At 65.3% G+C, this 16,947-nt stretch carries 15 protein-coding genes; 1 reads left to right on the forward strand and 14 read right to left on the reverse strand.

What is annotated here, in order from left to right; genetic code table 11:
• Window positions 1–50: 50 nt before the first annotated feature.
• The 3 genes from ACN9MV_RS24420 to ACN9MV_RS24430 form a co-directional block, all read right to left on the reverse strand.
• Window positions 51–581, reverse strand: coding sequence for a hypothetical protein (locus tag ACN9MV_RS24420; RefSeq protein WP_143042573.1), 531 nt, complete (start codon window positions 579–581; stop codon window positions 51–53).
• Window positions 582–733: 152 nt separating this feature from the next.
• The gene (locus tag ACN9MV_RS24425) at window positions 734–1,189 is read right to left on the reverse strand and encodes a hypothetical protein (protein ID WP_426389888.1); all 456 of its coding nucleotides are present in this window, start codon (window positions 1,187–1,189) and stop codon (window positions 734–736) included.
• A 191-nt stretch (window positions 1,190–1,380) separates the two neighbouring features.
• Window positions 1,381–1,806: an NIF family HAD-type phosphatase gene (locus ACN9MV_RS24430; RefSeq protein WP_426389890.1), complete on the reverse strand. Its 426-nt coding sequence runs from the start codon at window positions 1,804–1,806 to the stop codon at window positions 1,381–1,383.
• Window positions 1,807–1,982: 176 nt separating this feature from the next.
• On the opposite strand from ACN9MV_RS24430, the gene ACN9MV_RS24435 reads away from it, so the two are divergent.
• The gene (locus ACN9MV_RS24435; protein ID WP_426389892.1) at window positions 1,983–2,606 is read left to right on the forward strand and encodes a tyrosine-type recombinase/integrase; all 624 of its coding nucleotides are present in this window, start codon (window positions 1,983–1,985) and stop codon (window positions 2,604–2,606) included.
• 179 nt (window positions 2,607–2,785) lie between these two features.
• On the opposite strand, the gene ACN9MV_RS24440 is transcribed toward ACN9MV_RS24435, so the two are convergent.
• The 11 genes from ACN9MV_RS24440 to ACN9MV_RS24490 form a co-directional block, all read right to left on the reverse strand.
• Window positions 2,786–3,034: a hypothetical protein gene (locus tag ACN9MV_RS24440; protein ID WP_093077197.1), complete on the reverse strand. Its 249-nt coding sequence runs from the start codon at window positions 3,032–3,034 to the stop codon at window positions 2,786–2,788.
• Between the two features lie 346 nt (window positions 3,035–3,380).
• Window positions 3,381–4,022, reverse strand: coding sequence for a response regulator transcription factor (locus tag ACN9MV_RS24445; protein WP_258353455.1), 642 nt, complete (start codon window positions 4,020–4,022; stop codon window positions 3,381–3,383).
• Entirely contained in the window at window positions 4,019–5,410 is a 1,392-nt protein-coding gene (locus ACN9MV_RS24450) for a cache domain-containing protein (protein ID WP_258353454.1), read from the reverse strand. Before ACN9MV_RS24450 ends, ACN9MV_RS24445 begins: the two co-directional genes overlap by 4 nt.
• 59 nt (window positions 5,411–5,469) lie before the next feature.
• On the reverse strand, window positions 5,470–6,456 hold the full coding sequence (locus ACN9MV_RS24455) for a hypothetical protein (RefSeq protein WP_426389893.1): 987 nt from the start codon (window positions 6,454–6,456) through the stop codon (window positions 5,470–5,472).
• A 44-nt stretch (window positions 6,457–6,500) separates the two neighbouring features.
• Window positions 6,501–7,730 (reverse strand): MFS transporter, encoded by a 1,230-nt coding sequence (locus tag ACN9MV_RS24460; RefSeq protein ID WP_426389894.1) that lies wholly within the window; start codon window positions 7,728–7,730, stop codon window positions 6,501–6,503.
• Window positions 7,731–7,830: 100 nt separating this feature from the next.
• Window positions 7,831–8,757, reverse strand: a complete 927-nt coding sequence (locus ACN9MV_RS24465) for a VTT domain-containing protein (RefSeq protein WP_426389895.1) — start codon at window positions 8,755–8,757, stop codon at window positions 7,831–7,833.
• Window positions 8,758–8,885: 128 nt separating this feature from the next.
• Complete coding sequence (locus tag ACN9MV_RS24470; RefSeq protein ID WP_426389896.1) at window positions 8,886–10,283, reverse strand: heavy metal sensor histidine kinase; 1,398 nt, start codon at window positions 10,281–10,283, stop codon at window positions 8,886–8,888.
• Entirely contained in the window at window positions 10,280–11,002 is a 723-nt protein-coding gene (locus ACN9MV_RS24475) for a heavy metal response regulator transcription factor (protein WP_093058627.1), read from the reverse strand. Before ACN9MV_RS24475 ends, ACN9MV_RS24470 begins: the two co-directional genes overlap by 4 nt.
• Window positions 11,003–11,053: 51 nt before the next feature.
• Entirely contained in the window at window positions 11,054–14,224 is a 3,171-nt protein-coding gene (locus ACN9MV_RS24480) for an efflux RND transporter permease subunit (protein ID WP_093058626.1), read from the reverse strand.
• Window positions 14,221–15,447, reverse strand: a complete 1,227-nt coding sequence (locus tag ACN9MV_RS24485; RefSeq protein WP_093077211.1) for an efflux RND transporter periplasmic adaptor subunit — start codon at window positions 15,445–15,447, stop codon at window positions 14,221–14,223. Before ACN9MV_RS24485 ends, ACN9MV_RS24480 begins: the two co-directional genes overlap by 4 nt.
• Before the next feature lie 4 nt (window positions 15,448–15,451).
• Window positions 15,452–16,936, reverse strand: coding sequence for an efflux transporter outer membrane subunit (locus ACN9MV_RS24490; protein WP_426389898.1), 1,485 nt, complete (start codon window positions 16,934–16,936; stop codon window positions 15,452–15,454).
• Window positions 16,937–16,947: the final 11 nt, after the last annotated feature.

The following is a 16,947-nucleotide window of genomic DNA, read 5'->3' on the forward strand; positions in this document are numbered from 1 at the left end:
CTGACACAACAGTGAGCCGCTATCGAAGGTCGGCTTGTGGCCGACAGCCGCTATGCCTTACGGAACAGCAACATGTCAGGGGCGTTTGGTTGCGTCAATCGGTTCAGCATAAGCCCGCCACTTTTTGGCATCGACAAACGCCACCAGGCGCCGTTCGGTTCCGCATAGAACGTTACGTCGCCCTCATCCAGTGCTTGTCCAAGATACGGCGACGGAAATCTCGCAGGTACTTCGTAGACGCCCAGCTTGCTCATGTGGCACCTGACCAACCATACAACCCGGTAGTGCTCGCTGATGCTGGACTCTTCGGTACTTGGCAGGGGATATGGCCCAGCCAGTTTTCTCCTGTGTTCGATTGCCCAGGGTGGGGGTTCACCCGACTCAATAAATGCATACAGCCCCCGCCATGACTCAGGTTCCGGCCAGGTCTCTCGGTAGCGGTGGCGCTCTTCTTCCTTCAAGGCCAGAAAGAAAATTCTCCATTGACCCCAGTACGCCTCACCCCAGCCCATGCGCCACCCGACGCTACCCCATGGGATGTCAGGATGCTTGATCCACAGCGGTGACATCGCGACTGTCATGTTTCTGTGATTGGCGAGTTGGGGTGGAAGGTAGACCGAGGCGGTGAAGGTCGGCTACTAGCCGACTGCAGCCGAAGTACTGTCGGCGGCGTGAGCCCATACGTGACCTTGCGCCCCATCGAAACCAGACATTGCACACCGACCAGTGCTAGCTATCTTTCGCGGACCTTGATTTCTGCTAACAATGCAGCATCGTTCTCCAATGGCACCCACCCGAAAGAGCCCTCCGTCGCATTCACAACAAGAAATGGCACGATTTGCATCGTATCCAACCCCTTATTTCGAATTTTGTACCACAGCCTAGGCGGACTATTGCTTCCGGCTCTAGGCAACCAGATTCCGCCTTCTCCACCCGGAAAGCCAGCCATGGCTCGCGGGATCTCTCCAGATTTAAGGAAATGGTCTGCTCGTTCAGTACCGAGTTGGATTACGCAATCTCCCTCTCCTTGAAAATAGCGTCCATCTCGATCTTCCCCGACGGAAGAGTACGTTCCTGCACGAAGTCCAATGACGTAGTTGTAAGGAATCAGACCTCGAACCTCGGCGCGCGTATAGGTCTTGTCAAGCACGAAATACTCATCCTTGGATGGCTTAGAGATGCTTTCCATAGACGTGCATCCGACCACAGCGATCGGCGCAAGAGCAACAGTCAAGAATCTTCGTCTTCTCATATGCATCCGTACACGGTTGTTTTTCTCTATCAGGAAAGTCGGTTTTTGGCCGGCTGTAGCCGGTCGCACTGCCGGCGAAAAGGCCCTTAGCCGATTCTTGCCGCGACCGTACTGAACCAAGTCGGAAATCAAGCACGCGCCACCAGAACTTGAAGCATCTTGGCAAGGCCGGTATCTGCCGAACTATAGGGATAGTCGAAGTACTCGATCTGCAGCCACTGAGCTTCCTGGCCCGGATGCACGTACTTCTCAAAATCGTCCACAAGCAACACCTGGTGCGGTTGCACGCCGGGCACAAATCGGAGGTCCTTTGTCTCCCCGTTCCATGTGACGTACTCGACATCCGCAAACCAATCGGGTGCGACCTTTTCGTCCACCAGCAAGCGCGCGATCCTTCTGAATCGCTCTTCCTTGACGGTGGTGAACATGACGATGCGGGGAAAAATTTCAGCGCAACGCGTCAGAAAATTTGCCAGACCCGGTCGAGGGATCTGGCTCATCGCATTCGAGATCAAGGTGCCTTCGAGATCGAGGGCGAGGACGTAGCTGGTCATGAACAGATGTGGCTCGGTTGGTAAGAGTCCGCTTCCGGCCGATTGTGCCCCTTGCTGCCGTAGGTCAAATATGGCCGCGAAAGCTGATGCCGAATCCGGTGAAGCAGGCGCGGTTCAAGGACAGATGCAGTCTGGCCGCGCATGCTGAGGCTCCCTCAACTCGATGGGAGACCATCATGGGATCAGCAAACACAGCCACCTGCCGAGTGCCCTGGAACAAGGGCAAGATCGTCGGCCAGAAGGCGCCTTTCAAACTCAAGGACATTTGGGCGCTGCGGGTGCGGCTGCAACTGGAGGGCCGAGTGCGTGAACTGGTTCTCTTCAACTTGGGCTTGGACAGCAAGCTGCGCGGCTGCGATCTTGTCAGCCTGAAGGTCAGGGACGTCTGCCACGGGGAGCAGGTTGCCCCACGGGCGACGGTGATGCAGCACAAGACCCAGCGTCCGGTGCAGTTCGAACTCACGCCTGGAACCCGAGAGGCTGTGCAGGCGTGGATCCAGCGCGCCGGACTGAGATCGGACGACTTCCTGTTCCCGAGCCGCATGCACGACTCGCCGCACCTCGGCACCCGGCAGTACGCCCGGATTCTTGCTGGCTGGGTCAAGGAGCTTGGATTGGATCCTGCCGACTACGGAACGCACTCCATGCGACGGACGAAAGCGACGCTGATCTACCGACGGACCAGGAACCTCCGCGCGGTGCAGTTGCTGCTCGGCCACTCCAAACTCGAATCGACCGTCAGATACCTGGGCATCGAGGTGGATGACGCCTTGGAGATTTCGGAGCAGACGGAGATCTGAGCGAGCGCCGATTGAGCGGTGAAGATCGGTCCGCCTTGCCACAGCAGTGAGGCGGATTGATGTGCTGCCAGATGGCTCGATTGCTGCGCACAGCCGACATTCAGCGGGCCGTGCCGACTGACCGCAACCAGTCTGAAGCAGCCCTGGACACCCTGCAAAGCATCTAGCACCGAGCCCCGTCACCCACCCCCACTCTCCTGAAACAACTCCACCGCCTCCCGCGCCAAATCAGAAGCAATCCAAAGCAGATTCTCCCGATGCGCCTCTCCCGCGTCCTGGAACCATCCGTCCCCTGCGCCGTAGAAGCACCACAGCAGTGAGTTCAACTGCTCCAGCTTGTTCTCAAGAAGATCGGACGGATCCCGTGTCGTGGCGGTCGCGTCCGCAGATGCCGGCCTCGCAGGCCCGGCCATAATTCGTTCAGCCATTTGGTGTGCTCTCTTTCCAAAGTTAATGCACGTCACTTGGTTAGACGGTCAAGGTGTTCGCGCACCTTGGCCGTCGCCTTTTGTGCCTCACGTTCGCATCGATGCGCGTCGCACCGATAGCCCGCCGTGAAGCGAAGCGGTTCATTCATTCATCCGGTTGTTGGTGTTGGTTGTGTATGCCGCCTTCCTCACCCACATAGCGGGTCGTTCAATCACAGGGGCATTCACTGTAGAGAAAACCAGCCCGGCGCAGGAAGAAACTTCTGCCGAGAATTTCTCGAATAGCTCAGGTATTCGCCGGGCGGCAGCGCTAATACACAAAGCTCTGACAGTCAGTCGTTGAAGCTCACGAGCGCTGCCCGAACTCCCGCGCATGCTCCACCGCGTACTTGATGAGCTCCGCCTGCCCTTCGATGCCCAGTCGCCGCTTGATGCTCTGCCGGTGCGCCTCCACCGTGCGCACGCTCAGCCCCAGGTCGCGGGCAATCTGCTTGCTCGATTCGCCTCGCCCCAGCGCCGAAAGAATCTCGCTCTCGCGCGGCGTCAGCAGAGGCCGCGGCTCCTGCGTGCGAAACAGCTTCTTCGACACGGCCGGGCTCAAGAAGGTGCCGCCTGCCGACACGGCCTCGATGGCCGCGACTATCTCCGCCGCAGGCGCGTCTTTCAGCACGTAGCCGCGCGCGCCCACCTGCAGGGCCTTCTGCACGTACTCGGGGTTGTCGTACATGCTGAGCATCACGATGTGCGTCGCGGGTTGGCGTTGCAGCAGCAGGGCCGCGAGCTCGATGCCATTCATGTCCTTCATGCCGACGTCCATCAGCATCAGGTCGGGCTGCACGCTGTCTACCAGTGCGAGCGCTTCGGCCGCGCTGCCGGCCTCGCCGACGATCTCCAGGTTGGGCATGGAGCCGAGCCGGGCGCGCAGGCCGTCGCGCACCAGCGGGTGGTCGTCGACAAGAAAAAGCCTGATGGTCTTGGTCGTCGTCATGTGATGGATGCGGGCGCTTCTTCGGCAGCCCTTGCGCTGCGGGTCGGCACTTCGGCCTCGATGGATGTGCGCCCGGCGTTGCTGCACATGATGAGCCGCCCGCCAATGGCCTCCATGCGCTCGCGCATGTTTCGCAGGCCAATGCCGCGCCGGGGGTCGAGCTGCACGGCCTGTATGTCGAAGCCGGTGCCGTCGTCGCTCACTTCGAGCCGCACGCCTTCTTCTTCGTCGAAGTGCAGCGCAATGTTCACGTGCTGTGCATTCGCGTGCTTGCGCACGTTGGTCAGCGCCTCTTGCGTCAGGCGGAAGAGCGCGGTCTTCACTTCGGGCTGCAGCTCGAAAGACTCGCCGCCCATCATCATCGACGCGTCGACGCCACCCTCTTCCCTGAACTCGTCGACCAGCCGCTCCAGCGCGGCGGGCAGGCCCAGGGTGTCGAGCAAGGCGGGGCGCAGCCGGTGCGATATGCGGCGCACTTCAATCAGCGAATCGTTGAGCCGCTGCAGTGCCTTGGCCAGCGCGGGTGGTGTGGGCTGACGCTGGCGGTCGAGCGATTCGACTGCCGATTCGATCAGCAGCTTGGCCGACACCAGCGTCTGGCTGGTGCCATCGTGCAGTTCGCGCGCGAGGTGGCCGCGCTCTTCTTCCTGCGACTGCACCACGCGCCGCGCGAGCAGGCGCAGCTTGGCTTCCGCGGTGCGGTGCTCGCTAAGGTTCAGCAGCAGGCCGGCGGCGCTGACTACGCCGAGGCACAGCGCGGCAATGCCGGCAATCCACAGCAGGGTGGCGGTAACGTTGGCGTTCATCTGCCGGTCGAGGGTGTCCATGGTCGACTGGATGTCGTCGAGGTACAGGCCGGTGCCGACCATCCAGTTCCAGCGCGGCATGGCGGTCACGTAGCCGAGCTTGGGCGCCATCTGCGCGCTCGACGGCTTGCGCCATTCGTACTCGACGTAGCCGCCGCCGTTTTCTTTCGCGCCCTTTATCAGCTCCTGAATGGTGTAGCGGCCGCGCGAGTCGCGCAGCTCCCACAGGTTCTGGCCAACCAGCTCGGGCTGGCGCGAGTGCATGAGGGAGTTGCCCTCCAGGTCATACACGAAGAAGTAGCCGTCGTCGCCGTAGTTGAGCGAGGCCAGGCGGCGCAGGGCCTCGTTGCGGGTGGCCTCGTCGTCTTGGCCTGACTCGTACAGCGGCAGCAGGTTGCTCACGGCCAGTTCGACATAGCTGCGCAGCTCGCTACGGCGCTGGTCCATGTAGCTGCGCTCGATGAGGGCTCGCTCGCGCTGGGCGAGGTCATGCTCCTGGTGGCGCACCGCGAGGGCCACCAGCACCAGTGCGATGAGCAAAGGTGCAACGGCCAGCGCAACGATCTTGGTGCGGAGATTCATCGGGTGGCAAGGCTACCACTGAGCACTTTCGCCCTGGCTCCCCTGTGGGGCCCGGGCGTTCAGCCTTGCGGGTTCATCGCAGGCAGCAAGCCTCGATCGCTCAAGGCGTCCAGCAACGCCTCCTGATCGGGCCCGCCTTCCAGTATCAGATCGAGCCTCTTTCCCGACTCCGGGCGAACGGTCAGGAAAGTGAATTCGTAGCCGATACCGCTGGCACGGCGACGGCTGACGCGAGCTCGCAGCAGGTCGAATTGCCAAGCACCGTCGATGCTGCGCAGCCGCGTGCCGTCGAGTTCGAAGGCTCGCACTCGCGAATGCGAAAAGGTGCTGATCTGCGAGACAGGAATGGCCCAGACCAGCCACGCGATCAGTGGCATGAGCACGCAGAGGCCCACCATGGTTTTCATGAATCCTGCATCTGACACGTTGAGGAGCAACGCGATGCCTGCGGCGCCAGCCAACGCATACCCCGCCCAGATCCAGGCGAGAAAGCATCGCCAGCAAAAAACCATGGCGCGGCTTTGCAGAGTGCCCGTTCGCGTTGCCTTGACGCTGCTTCTCAGCGCGAGATAGTGGTTGATGACCGGCGCCAGTTCATCGACAGGTGCCGTCAACATCAGCTTCTTGAATGGCCGTGTGTGAACGATCAGATAGTTGTCGCTGTCGGGAATCCCTTCGAGGGTCAGCACGTCGATCCAATCGACATGGCCAAGCCCTTGCACGGAGAAACCGCCTTCGCCGATGTCGACGCGCGTGCATTCGTTGAACGCCTTTGCCCGGCCTTTGGCCGATTGCAGCCAATGCGTTTCGACCCAGATCCATGCACGCACGACGAACACCAGGCCCACCAGCCACAGCGCCATGAGCGCAAGCATGGCCACCATGTCGCGCGCGATGTACCAGCCCTTCGCATCCAGGTCGATAACCCATGCAGCCCCTGCGACCATCAATGCGGAGTAAGCCACGCAAAGCATCAGGATGGGCCAGATACCGCTCGCGTCGGTTTGGGTTACCTGAATGGACCGCGAAAAAATCGGCGAGCTCATTGAATGCAACGCAAAGCGAACGAGTCTACGGTCGTTTGCGTCTGCTACCTGCCGACGGCCACGGCCGAAGTTTGCTGGCGGAACTCGGTCGCGTAGTAGAGCAGCGCCAGCAGCACATAGCCGCCGCCCAGCAGGCACAGCCCACCCCATCCGTGAAAGGCATACACGGCAGCTGCAATGCCCGAGGCCACCGCGGCGCAGATGAAGATGAAGGTCATGAACAGCCCGTTGAGCCGGCCGCGCAGCTCCGGCGCCAGCATGAACAGGCTGCGGAAGTTGAGCACCTGGCACAGCTGCACAGCCCCGTCGAGCAGGATGCCCGCCGCGACCAGCCCGGCCAGCGAGTGGTAGTGCATGGCGATCGCGCCGAGCACGAAGGAAAGCAGTGCGACGACGATGGCGACTCCTGTGGCGGGCCGCGTCAGCCCCCTGTCGGCCAGCCGGCCCGCCAGCGGTGCCATCAGCGCGCCGGCAGCACCGGCCAGTGCGAACAGCGCAATGCCGCGCTGCCCCATGCCGAACTCGTGCACCAGCGCCAGCGGCACGGCCGTCCAGAAGGCCTGGAAGCCGGAGAACATCATCCCCTGGTAGAAGCCGCGCCGGCGCAGCAGCGGCGTGTTCCACACGATGCCGGGCAGCGAGGCCATGGTGCGCGCGTAGCCCACCGAGGCATGCGGCCGCCGCTGCGGCAGCACGCGCCACAGCACGGCGATGAGGGTGGCCATCAGCACGGCCGACAACCAGAACACCGCGCGCCAGCCCAGCGCCGATGCCACCACACTGGCAAAGGGCCGCGCCAGCATGATCCCGCCCAGCAGCCCGGCCATGATGTTGCCGACCACCTTGCCGCGCGTGGCCTCCGGCGCGAGGTGCGAGGCGAAGGGCAGCAGCACCTGCGCCGCGACCGCGCATGCGCCAACCACGAAGGAGGCAGCCAGGAAGGTAACGGCCGAGTCCGAGAGCGCAATGCCCACCAGCCCGACGACCGCGCCGAACAACGCGCCGACGATGAGCCTGCGGTTCTCGACCACGTCGGCCAGCGGCACCAGCAGCAGAAGGCCGGCGCCGTAGCCGAGCTGGGTGAGCGTCATGATCAGGCCGGCCAGCCCGGCGTGCAGCTGCAGCGTGTCGGAGATGGGGCCGATCAGCGGCTGGGCGTAGTAGATGTTGGCCACGCACAGGCCGCAGGCGATGGCGAAGACCAGCGTGAGCGCGGGCGTGAGGCCTGTTGCGGTCGAAGCGGCCGGAGAGGCTGTGGGAGCGGAAGAAGACACGAGGAGTCCCGGTTGCCAGTTGCGAAGGGGGGGTGGGCTTAGGGGTTAACCCGAAGCCCGGGCACCTTAGCACGCAGGGCTGATTTCTGCAGGCGCGAGGTCAGTCCACGCTGGTGGGCCGGCCAGAGGCCACCCATGCGTCGAGCCCACCGGTCAGCGGCAGGGCCCGTCGCGCACCGCGCGCCAGCAGCACGCGTGCAGCCTGCGCGGCCGACACCTCGTTGGGGCAGTTGCAGTACAGCACCACGACGCGCCCGGATGCATGCGACAGGTCAAGGCTGCGCTGCTGCAGCGCCTTGAGCGTGTACGCCTCTGCACCTGGAATGCGGCGCGGGTCGATCTGCATGCCGGCTTGGCCGCGCACGTCGATCACCAGCGGCGGCTCTTCCCCGCTCAGCAGTTCGTGCAGCTCTTCCACCGAGATGCGCGGCATGCCCGTGAGCCGCATGAAGGCCCGCCGGCGCCAGTAGCGCACCGCGAGGATCACCAGCAACAGCACCGCCAGCGCGGCCGTGGCAATGCCGCCGGCCTGCGCCATGACGGCCAGCACTTCCTGGATCTGGTTGCGGAACACCCAGCCCAGCCCGAGGAAGAGGCCCGTCCAGACCAGCGCTGCGCCAATGTCGAAGCCGATGAAGCGCCGCACCGACATGCCCAGCGCCCCAGCCATGGGCGGCGCCACCACCGACACGCCCGGCACGAACTTCGCGGCCACGAGCGACATGCCGCCCCAGTCGGTAATGAGCGATTCGCCGCGCCGCACGCAGGTGTCGGGCGACAGCGAGATGCGGCACAGCAGGCGCATGAAGCGGTAGCCGAAGCGCCGCCCGGCATAGAACCACGCACCGTCGCCCAGCAGGTTGGCGACGACCGCAGCCGCCACCACGCCGGGCACCGAGACATCGCCCGCCGCCAGCAGCGCGCCCGTCACCACCAGCACCGCGGCCGCCGGCACCGGGAGCCCGAGGCGTGCGGCAAAACTGGCGGCAAACACCACCAGGATCGCGTTCTGCACAAGCAGGGACATCAGCTGCGCCATGGCTGCCCTTGCCCGGATGCTGGATGAATTTGCGGTGGTTGCGTGCGGTTCATGCGAACCGCGATTCTCGGGCATGGCCCAAGAACGTACTGGGCACAGGCCATTGGCGGGCGGCTTCAGCCAGCGAGTTTTTCAGGGGGGCGCGCCACGCTGAAACCAAAGGTGTTCAGGCCGCCTTCGCTCGATGCGCTCACCTGGCCCCCGTGCATGCTCGCCACCGCCTTCACGATGGCCAGCCCCAGCCCGTGGCCGTGATGCTCGCCGCCGTCGTTGCGTGCGGCATCGACGCGGTAGAACCGGTCGAACAGGTGCTGCAGATGCTGCTCGTCGATGGGTGCGCCCGGGTTCGACACGGTGATCCATGTCGAGGCGGCCTCCTCGCGCAGCGTCACGGCAATCTGCGCCCCGGGCTTCGAATGCTCGATGGCGTTCTGCAGCAGGTTCGACATGGCGCGGCGGAACAGCGCGCTTTCGAGCCGCGCCTCGGCCAGCACGTCGCCCTCTATGACGACCTGCGCGCGCGTCTCGTCGAGCACGAACTCGAAGAACTCGATGGTCTTGCGCACTTCCTGCGCCACGGGCGTGAGCACCAGCCCGGTCGCCACTTCGCCGCGGTCGGCGCGCGCGAGGAACAGCATGTCGTTGACGATGGAGCGCACGCGCTCCAGGTCTTCGAGGTTGGCCTGCAGCACCTCCTGGAACTCGCCCGCGCTGCGCTGGCGCGACAGTGCCACCTGCGTGCTGCCGATGAGGTTGGCCAGCGGCGTGCGCAGCTCGTGGGCCACGTCGGCGTTGAACGATTCGAGCTGGCCGTAGGCCTCTTCGAGCCGGTTCAGTGCACCGTTGAAGGCCTCGGCCAGCGCCGATAGCTCGACCGGCAAGGCCCCCGACTGCAGCCGCTGCGACAAGGTCTTGGGCCGCAGCGCCTGCGCCTCGGCCGAAAGCCGCTCCAGCGGCCGCAACCCCACGCGCGCGATCCAGTAGCCGGCAATGGCCACCACCAGCGCCGACCCCAGCCCGAGCGCGGCCAGCGCGGTCAGAAAGGTCTGGCGCGTGCGCGCATAAGGCTCGGTGTTGCGCCCGACGATCAGCCGTACGGCCGGCCGCTGCGCATGGGGCTCGATGTGCACGGACAGCGTGCGAAACGGCCTCTCCTGCCCCGGCAGCACGATGCTGCTGGTGTGGCCGTTGGCCTCGCGCGTGAGGCCGTCGATTTCGGCCAGGCCCTTGCCGTACTGGAAGCGCGGGTCGTCGCTGAGCACCCAGAAGCGCACGCTGCCGTCCTCTGGCGTGAGCGCATCCATGCGCGCCTGCACGCGGGTCCAGCGCTCGGGGGTGTCGATGGCCTTGATCCAGAACTGCAGGCTCTTGAGCGTGGTGTCGAGCTCTTCGTACTGGTGCCGGTCCAGCTCGCGAATCAGCACCCTGTGCAGCGCGAAGCCGGTCAGCGCAAAGGTCGCGAGCGCCGCCGCGGCGAACATGATGACCAGCCGCGCGGTGATCGAGCGCTTCACGGTGCGGCGCCCTCCCCCTCGGCGGTGTTGCTGTCGCCGTCGCGCACTTCCATCACATAGCCCATGCCGCGGATGGTGTGCAGCAGCTTCGGGCTGAAGGGCACGTCGATCTTGTCGCGCAGCCGCTTGATGGCCACCTCGACCACGTTGGTGTTGCTGTCGAAGTTCATGTCCCACACCAGCTCGGCGATGGCGGTCTTCGACAGGATCTCGCCCTGGCGCCTTGCCAGCACGGCGAGCAGCGCAAACTCCTTGGCCGTGAGGTCGATGCGCGTGTTGCCGCCGCCACTGCCACGAAAAGCCTTGCGCGCCAGCAGGTCGACCTGCAGGTCGGCAATGCGCAGCTGCATCGGCTCCTGCTTGCGGCCACGCCGGTTCAGCGCCTGCAGCCGCGCCAGCAGTTCAAGAAACGAGAAGGGCTTGACGAGGTAGTCGTCCGCGCCTTCGTGCAGGCCCTTGATGCGGTCTTCCACGCTGTCGCGCGCGGTAAGCATGATGACCGGCGTCTGCTTGACGGCACGCAGCGCGCGCAGCACCGAGAAGCCGTCCTGCCCGGGCAGCATCACGTCGAGCACGATCACGTCGTAGTCATGCGTGAGCGCCAGGTGCTGGCCGTCGATGCCGTTGTGCGCCATGTCGACGGCGCAGCCCTGCTCGGTCAACCCCTTGGAGAGGTAGTCCGCGGTTCTCAGCTCGTCTTCGACTATCAGGATCTTCATGGCGTTTTTGTCTCTGTCTCCGTCCCTGTCCGTGATGTCAGCCGGCGCTCATCAGTGCGCCTCGGCCGGCACCGGGGCCTTGCCTTCCTTCGCTGCCTTGCGGGCCTTGCGCGCCTCCTTGCGATTCATGTACCAGTAGTGGGCGCGGTCGAGGTACAGGTAGACCACCGGCGTGGTGAACAGGGTGAGTGCCTGCGAGAGTATCAGCCCGCCGACCATCGCGTAGCCCAGCGGCCGGCGCAGCTCCGAGCCCGAACCGTGGCCCAGCATCAGCGGCAGGCCCGAGAGCAGCGCGCACATGGTGGTCATCATGATCGGGCGGAAGCGCAGCAGGCAGGCCTGGTAGATGGCGTCGTGCGGCGACATGCCCTGCTCGCGCTCGGCCTTGAGCGCGAAGTCGATCATCATGATGCCGTTCTTCTTCACGATGCCGATCAGCAGGATGATGCCGATCAGCGCAATCACGCTCAGGTCGTAGCCGCCCGCCATCAATATCAACAAGGCTCCCACGCCGGCCGAGGGCAGCGTCGACAGAATCGTCAGCGGGTGGATGTAGCTCTCATACAGCAGGCCCAGCACGATGTACACCGCCACCAGCGCCGCCGCAATCAGGTAGGGCTGTGAGGCGAGCGAATCCTGGAAGGCCTGTGCCGTGCCCTGGAACGAACCGGTGAGCGACTGCGGCAGGCCCATCTCGGCCTGCGCCTTGTTGATGGCGTTCACCGCGTCGCCCAGCGCATGGCCCGGCGCGAGGTTGAACGAGATGGTCACCGCCGGGAACTGGCCCTGGTGGCTGATCGACAGGTAGGCCGTCTTGCTGGTGTCCACCTTCACGAAGGTCGACAGCGGCACCTGCTGTCCGGTGAGCGGCGAGTTGAGGTACAGCTTGCTGAAGAGCGACGGGTCTTGCTGCAGCTCGGGCGTTACCTCCAGCACCACGTGGTAGCTGTTGAGCTGCGTGAAGTACTGCGCCACCTGGCGCTGGCCGATGGCGTCGTACAGCGTGGCGTCGATGGTGGCGGGAGAAATGCCGAAGCTCGACGCGCGGTCGCGGTCGATGGTGAGCACGGCGGACGCCGCGGCGTTCTGCTGGTCGGAGGCCAGGTCGGTAATTTCTGGCAGCTGCTTGAAGCGCGCGAGCAACTGGGGTGCCCAGGTGTTGAGCTCGTCGAGGTTGGCGTCGGTCACCGTGTACTGGTACTGCGTGCGCGAGGCGCGTCCACCCACGCGAATATCTTGTCCGGCCTGCAGGAACAGGTTCACGCCTTGCACCTTGGCGAGCTGCGGGCGCAGGCGCGTGATGATCTCGTCGGCGGTGGCGGTGCGGCCTTCGTCCTTGGGCTTCAGGCTGATGAAGAAGTTGCCGGTGTTGTAGGTGGACGAGCTGCCGTTCATGCCGAAGCCGGTCACGTCAGGGTCCTTGCGCACCACGTCGGCCAGCTCGAGCATGCGGGCGTTCATCGACGCGAAGGATGCGTCTTGAGCCGACTCGGCAAAGCCCGAGATGAAGCCGGTGTCCTGCTGCGGGAAGAAGCCCTTCGGGATGATCGCAAACAGCACGCCGGTGGCGGCCACCGTGGCAATGAACACCATCAGCGTGATGAACTGGTGGTCGAGCACCACGTGCAGCCCGCGCTTGTAGCCGTTGAGCATGGCGTCGAAGCCGCGCTCGAACAGCTGGTACAGGCGCCCGTGCTTGTTGCCGTGCTCGTTCTTCAGGAAGCGCGAGCACAGCATGGGCGTGAGCGTGAGCGAGATCACCACGCTCACCACGATGGTGAGCGTGACCGTTACCGCAAACTCGCGGAAGAGGCGCCCAACGATGCCGCCCATGAGCAGCAGCGGAATGAACACCGCCACAAGCGACACCGAGATCGAGATGATGGTGAAGCCGATTTCGCTCGCGCCCTTGTAGGCCGCCTCGACGGCCGACATGCCCTCTTCGACGTAGCGGTAGATGTTCTCCAGCATCACGATGGCGTCGTCCACCACGAAGCCGACCGCGATGGTCAGCGCCATGAGCGAGAGGTTGTCGAGGCTGTAGCCCAGCAGGTACATCACCGCCACCGTGCCCAGCAGCGCGAGCGGCACGGTCACGCTGGGAATGAGCGTGGCCGGCACGTTGCGCAGGAACACGAAGATAACGGCCACCACGAGCGCGATGGTCAGCAGCAGCGTGAACTCCACGTCTTTCACCGAGGCGCGAATGGTCTGCGTGCGGTCGATGATGGCGTTGACGTCCACCGTCGGCGGAATCGACGCCTTCAGCCGCGGCAGCGCGGCGTTGATGCGGTCTACCGTTTCGATGACGTTGGCGCCTGGCTGCTTGGTGATGGCGAGCACGATGGAGCGGCCGTTCTGCACGTTGCTGCCTTCGGGCGCGGCGGCGCCTGCGTAGGCCCAGCCGGCGATCTTGGCGTTCTCGGGGCCATCGACCGCCACGCCCAGGTCGCGCACGCGAATGGGCGCGCCGTTGCGGTAGGCCAGCACCACGTCGTTCCATGGCTGGGCCTTCAGCAACTGGTCGTTGGTGTAGACGGTGAAGCTCTGGTTCGGCCCGTCGATGGTGCCCTTGGGCGCATTGACGGTGGCCGAGGCAAGCACGGTGCGCACGTCTTCAAGACTCAGGCCCAGCGCCGCGAGCTTGGCCGGGTCGACCTGGATGCGCACGGCCGGCTTCTGCACACCGCCGATGTTGACCAGGCCCACGCCGGAGATCTGCGAGATCTGCTGCGCGAGGATGTTGTCGGCGTAGTCGTTCACCTCGGTGAGCGGCAGCGTCTTCGACTGCACCGAAAGAATCAGGATGGGCGCGTCGGCCGGGTTCACCTTGCGGAAGGTGGGCGGGCTCGGCAGGTTGGCGGGCAGCTGGCCGGTGGATGCGTTGATGGCGGCCTGCACGTCGAGCGCGGCGGCGTCGATGCTGCGGTCGAGGTCGAACTGCAGCGTGATCTGCGTGGAGCCCAGGCCGCTTGTGGACGTCATCTGCGACAGCCCCGCGATCAGCGAGAACTGCCGCTCCAGCGGCTGCGCAACGTTGGAGGCCATGGTCTCGGGACTGGCGCCCGGCAGGTTGGCCGAAACCTGGATGGTCGGAAAGTCGACCTGCGGCAACGGCGCCACCGGCAGCAGCGGAAACACCGCCGCGCCGACCAGCAGGATGGCCAGCGCCAGCAGCGTGGTGCCGATGGGGCGCTTGATGAATGCGGCAGAGATGCTCAATTGCTGCTCCCGCTGGCGGCCTTCTTGCCATCTTTGCCATCTGCATTCTTGGCGGCGGGCGGTGGCTCGACGATGGTGGCGCCGGGCTTGAGCTTGTACTGGCCGTCGACCACCACGCGCTGGCCGGCCGTCAGGCCCTTGTCGACAACTGCCGTGCCGTCGGCGATCTGCACCACGTGCACGGGCACGTTCTCGGCCTTGTTCTCTGCATCGACGGCCCAGACGTAGGTGTTGTCCTGTCCGCGCTGGATGGCGGCGGCGGGCACGGTGAGCGAATCGGGCCTGCGGTCTAGCTGCAGCCGCACGTTGACGTACTGGCCGGGCCACAGCGTGTGCTGCGGGTTGGCGAAGCTGCCCTTGAGCTGCACGGTGCCGCTGGTGGTATCGATCTGGTTGTTCAGCAAGATCAGCTTGCCGGTGCCCAGCATCTGCGCGCCGCTGCGGTCAAAGGCCACCACGGAGAGCGGCTGCGCGCTTTGCTGCTGCACGCGGTTGATGTCCTGCACCGCGTCTTCGGGCAGCGTGAACTGCACGGCGATGGGGTCGATCTGGTTGATGACGACGAGGCCGCTGGTGTCGGTCGCGTGAACGATGTTGCCCGGGTCCACCAGCCGCGCGCCGACGCGGCCGTTCATGGGCGAGGAGATGCGCGTGAAGCTCAGTTGCACCTCGGCGAATTGCACCTGCGCGGCGTCGTTCTGCACGGTGGCTTCGAGCTGGTTGACGAGGGCCTTCTGCGTGTCGACCTGCTGCTGCGTGGCGGCGTCTTGCGAGAGCAGCGTGGTGTAGCGCTTGAGGTCGGCGCGCGCATTGACGAGCGTGGCCTGGTCCTTCGCCTTGGTGGCCTGCGCCTGCGCGAGCTGGGCTTGCAGCGTGCGCGGGTCGAGCTGCGCGAGCAGCTGGCCGGCCTTCACGTCCTGCCCTTCGACGAAGCCGACCTTGTCGAGCTGGCCATCGATGCGCGCCTTGACGGTAACGGTGGCCATCGAGGCGACGGTGCCGATGCCCGAGCGATAGACCTGCACGGTCTGCGGCGTGACGCGTGCGGTGGTCACCTGCACCGGCGGCGTCTTCGGCGCATCGGGCTTGGCTGCATTGGCCGCGTGGTGGGTGAGCGCCCAGGCGCCGCCGCCCAGCACGACCACGAGCGTGGCGGCCGCGAGCCAGGTGGAGCGGCGTTGGAACAGGGGGTGCGTTGTGGTGGTGTCTGCGGTCGTCGTCATGGCGTCAATTTCCGGAAGTCTTTTGTGCGGCATCGGCGGCGTTCCAGCCGCCGCCCGTGGCCGCGATCAGCGAGACGCTGGCTGCCAGCTGGCGGCCGAGCACCTGCGCGGCCGTGCGCTGGTTGGTGAGCGAGAGCGTCTGCGCCGTCACCACGCTGAGGTAGGTGGCGGTGCCGGCGCGGTACTGGCTCAGGGCCAGGCGCTCGGCGAGTTGCGCGGCGCGCACGGCATCGGCCTGCAGGGCGGATTCGTTGTCGAGCACGCGCAGGGTGGCAAGGTTGTCTTCCACCTGCTGGAAGCCGCCGAGCACGGTCTGCTTGTATTGCGCGACCGAGGCGTCGTAGGTGGCCACGGCCTGATCGGTGTGCGCCTTGCGCAAGCCGCCGTCGAACACGGTCTGCGCCAGCGCCGCGCCGAGCGACCACACGCGGCTGGGCGTGTTGAAGAGCGTGGACAGGCTGGCAGCGCTGAAGCCGCCGCTGGCGCTGAGCACGATCTGCGGGAAGTACGCGGCCTTGGCCACGCCGATGTTGGCGTTCGCTGCCTGCACGCGGCGCTCGGCGCCGGCGATGTCGGGGCGGCGTTCGAGCAGCTCCGAAGGCAGGCCCGTGGGCGTGACCGGGAGCTGCACGCGCAGTGCAGCGGCCGAAGAAAGCGTTTCGGCCGTGGGCGGCTGCGACGACGATTCGAGCGGCGGCAGCGAGAACGACGCGGGCGCCTGCCCCGTCAGCACCGCGATGGCGTGTTCGAGCTGGGCGCGCTGGGCGTCGAGGTCCACGGCCTGGGCCTGCGCCGTCTTGAGCTGGCTTTCTGCCAGCGCCACGTCGGAGCGCAACACGGTGCCGGCCGCGTATTGGTGCTGCGTGAGTTCGAGCGCCTTGGCGTAGGCGGTGGTGGTGCTGGCGTACAGGTCGCGTTGCAGGTCGATCACGCGGATCTGCAAATAGTCTTGCGCGAGCGTGGTCTGGATGCTGAGCCGCGCGCCGGCCAGGTCGTCGGCGCTGGCCTGTTCGCTCGCGCTGCCGGCCTCGACCGAGCGGCGCACTGCGCCCCAGATATCGGGCTCCCAGCTGGCGGCGAGGCCGAGGGTGTCGGTGGTGCCTAGCTCGACGGTGCCGGTGCTGTTGCTTTGTGCACGGGTGGCACCGGCGTTGATGCCGACGGTCGGGAAGAAGTTGGCGCGCGCTGCCGCGGTGATGGCCTGCGCCTCGCGGTACTGCGCCTCGGCGACGCGGATGTTCTGGTTGGCCGCGTTGGCCTGCACGATCAGCGCGCTGAGTGTGCTGTCGCCGTAGGCATCCCACCAGGGGTGGCTGGCGTCGATGGTCTGCGGGGCAGCGGTTTTCCAGGGGCCGCCTGTTTCCTTGTAGGCGACCGGCACGTCCATCTGCGGGCGGACGTAGTCGGGGCCGACAGCGCAGCCTGCGAGGACCATGACGGCCAGCGCGAGGGCCGCGCGCGAGAGAGGAGGTACGTCGGAAAGAACCATGATGAGGGCAC

The sequence above is a fragment of the Variovorax sp. R-27 genome, assembly GCF_049913215.1.
Lineage (GTDB): Bacteria > Pseudomonadota > Gammaproteobacteria > Burkholderiales > Burkholderiaceae_C > Variovorax.

Coding starts and splice junctions, on each gene's coding strand:
- ACN9MV_RS24465 (WP_426389895.1), bottom strand. CDS start 8,757: ATGTCCCTGCTTGTGCAGAACGCGATCCTGGTGGTGTTTGCCGCCAGT.
- ACN9MV_RS24485 (WP_093077211.1), bottom strand. CDS start 15,447: ATGACGACGACCGCAGACACCACCACAACGCACCCCCTGTTCCAACGC.
- ACN9MV_RS24440 (WP_093077197.1), bottom strand. CDS start 3,034: ATGGCTGAACGAATTATGGCCGGGCCTGCGAGGCCGGCATCTGCGGAC.
- ACN9MV_RS24445 (WP_258353455.1), bottom strand. CDS start 4,022: ATGACGACGACCAAGACCATCAGGCTTTTTCTTGTCGACGACCACCCG.
- ACN9MV_RS24420 (WP_143042573.1), bottom strand. CDS start 581: ATGACAGTCGCGATGTCACCGCTGTGGATCAAGCATCCTGACATCCCA.
- ACN9MV_RS24450 (WP_258353454.1), bottom strand. CDS start 5,410: ATGAATCTCCGCACCAAGATCGTTGCGCTGGCCGTTGCACCTTTGCTC.
- ACN9MV_RS24490 (WP_426389898.1), bottom strand. CDS start 16,936: ATGGTTCTTTCCGACGTACCTCCTCTCTCGCGCGCGGCCCTCGCGCTG.
- ACN9MV_RS24455 (WP_426389893.1), bottom strand. CDS start 6,456: ATGAGCTCGCCGATTTTTTCGCGGTCCATTCAGGTAACCCAAACCGAC.
- ACN9MV_RS24435 (WP_426389892.1), top strand. CDS start 1,983: ATGGGATCAGCAAACACAGCCACCTGCCGAGTGCCCTGGAACAAGGGC.
- ACN9MV_RS24475 (WP_093058627.1), bottom strand. CDS start 11,002: ATGAAGATCCTGATAGTCGAAGACGAGCTGAGAACCGCGGACTACCTC.
- ACN9MV_RS24425 (WP_426389888.1), bottom strand. CDS start 1,189: ATGGAAAGCATCTCTAAGCCATCCAAGGATGAGTATTTCGTGCTTGAC.
- ACN9MV_RS24430 (WP_426389890.1), bottom strand. CDS start 1,806: ATGACCAGCTACGTCCTCGCCCTCGATCTCGAAGGCACCTTGATCTCG.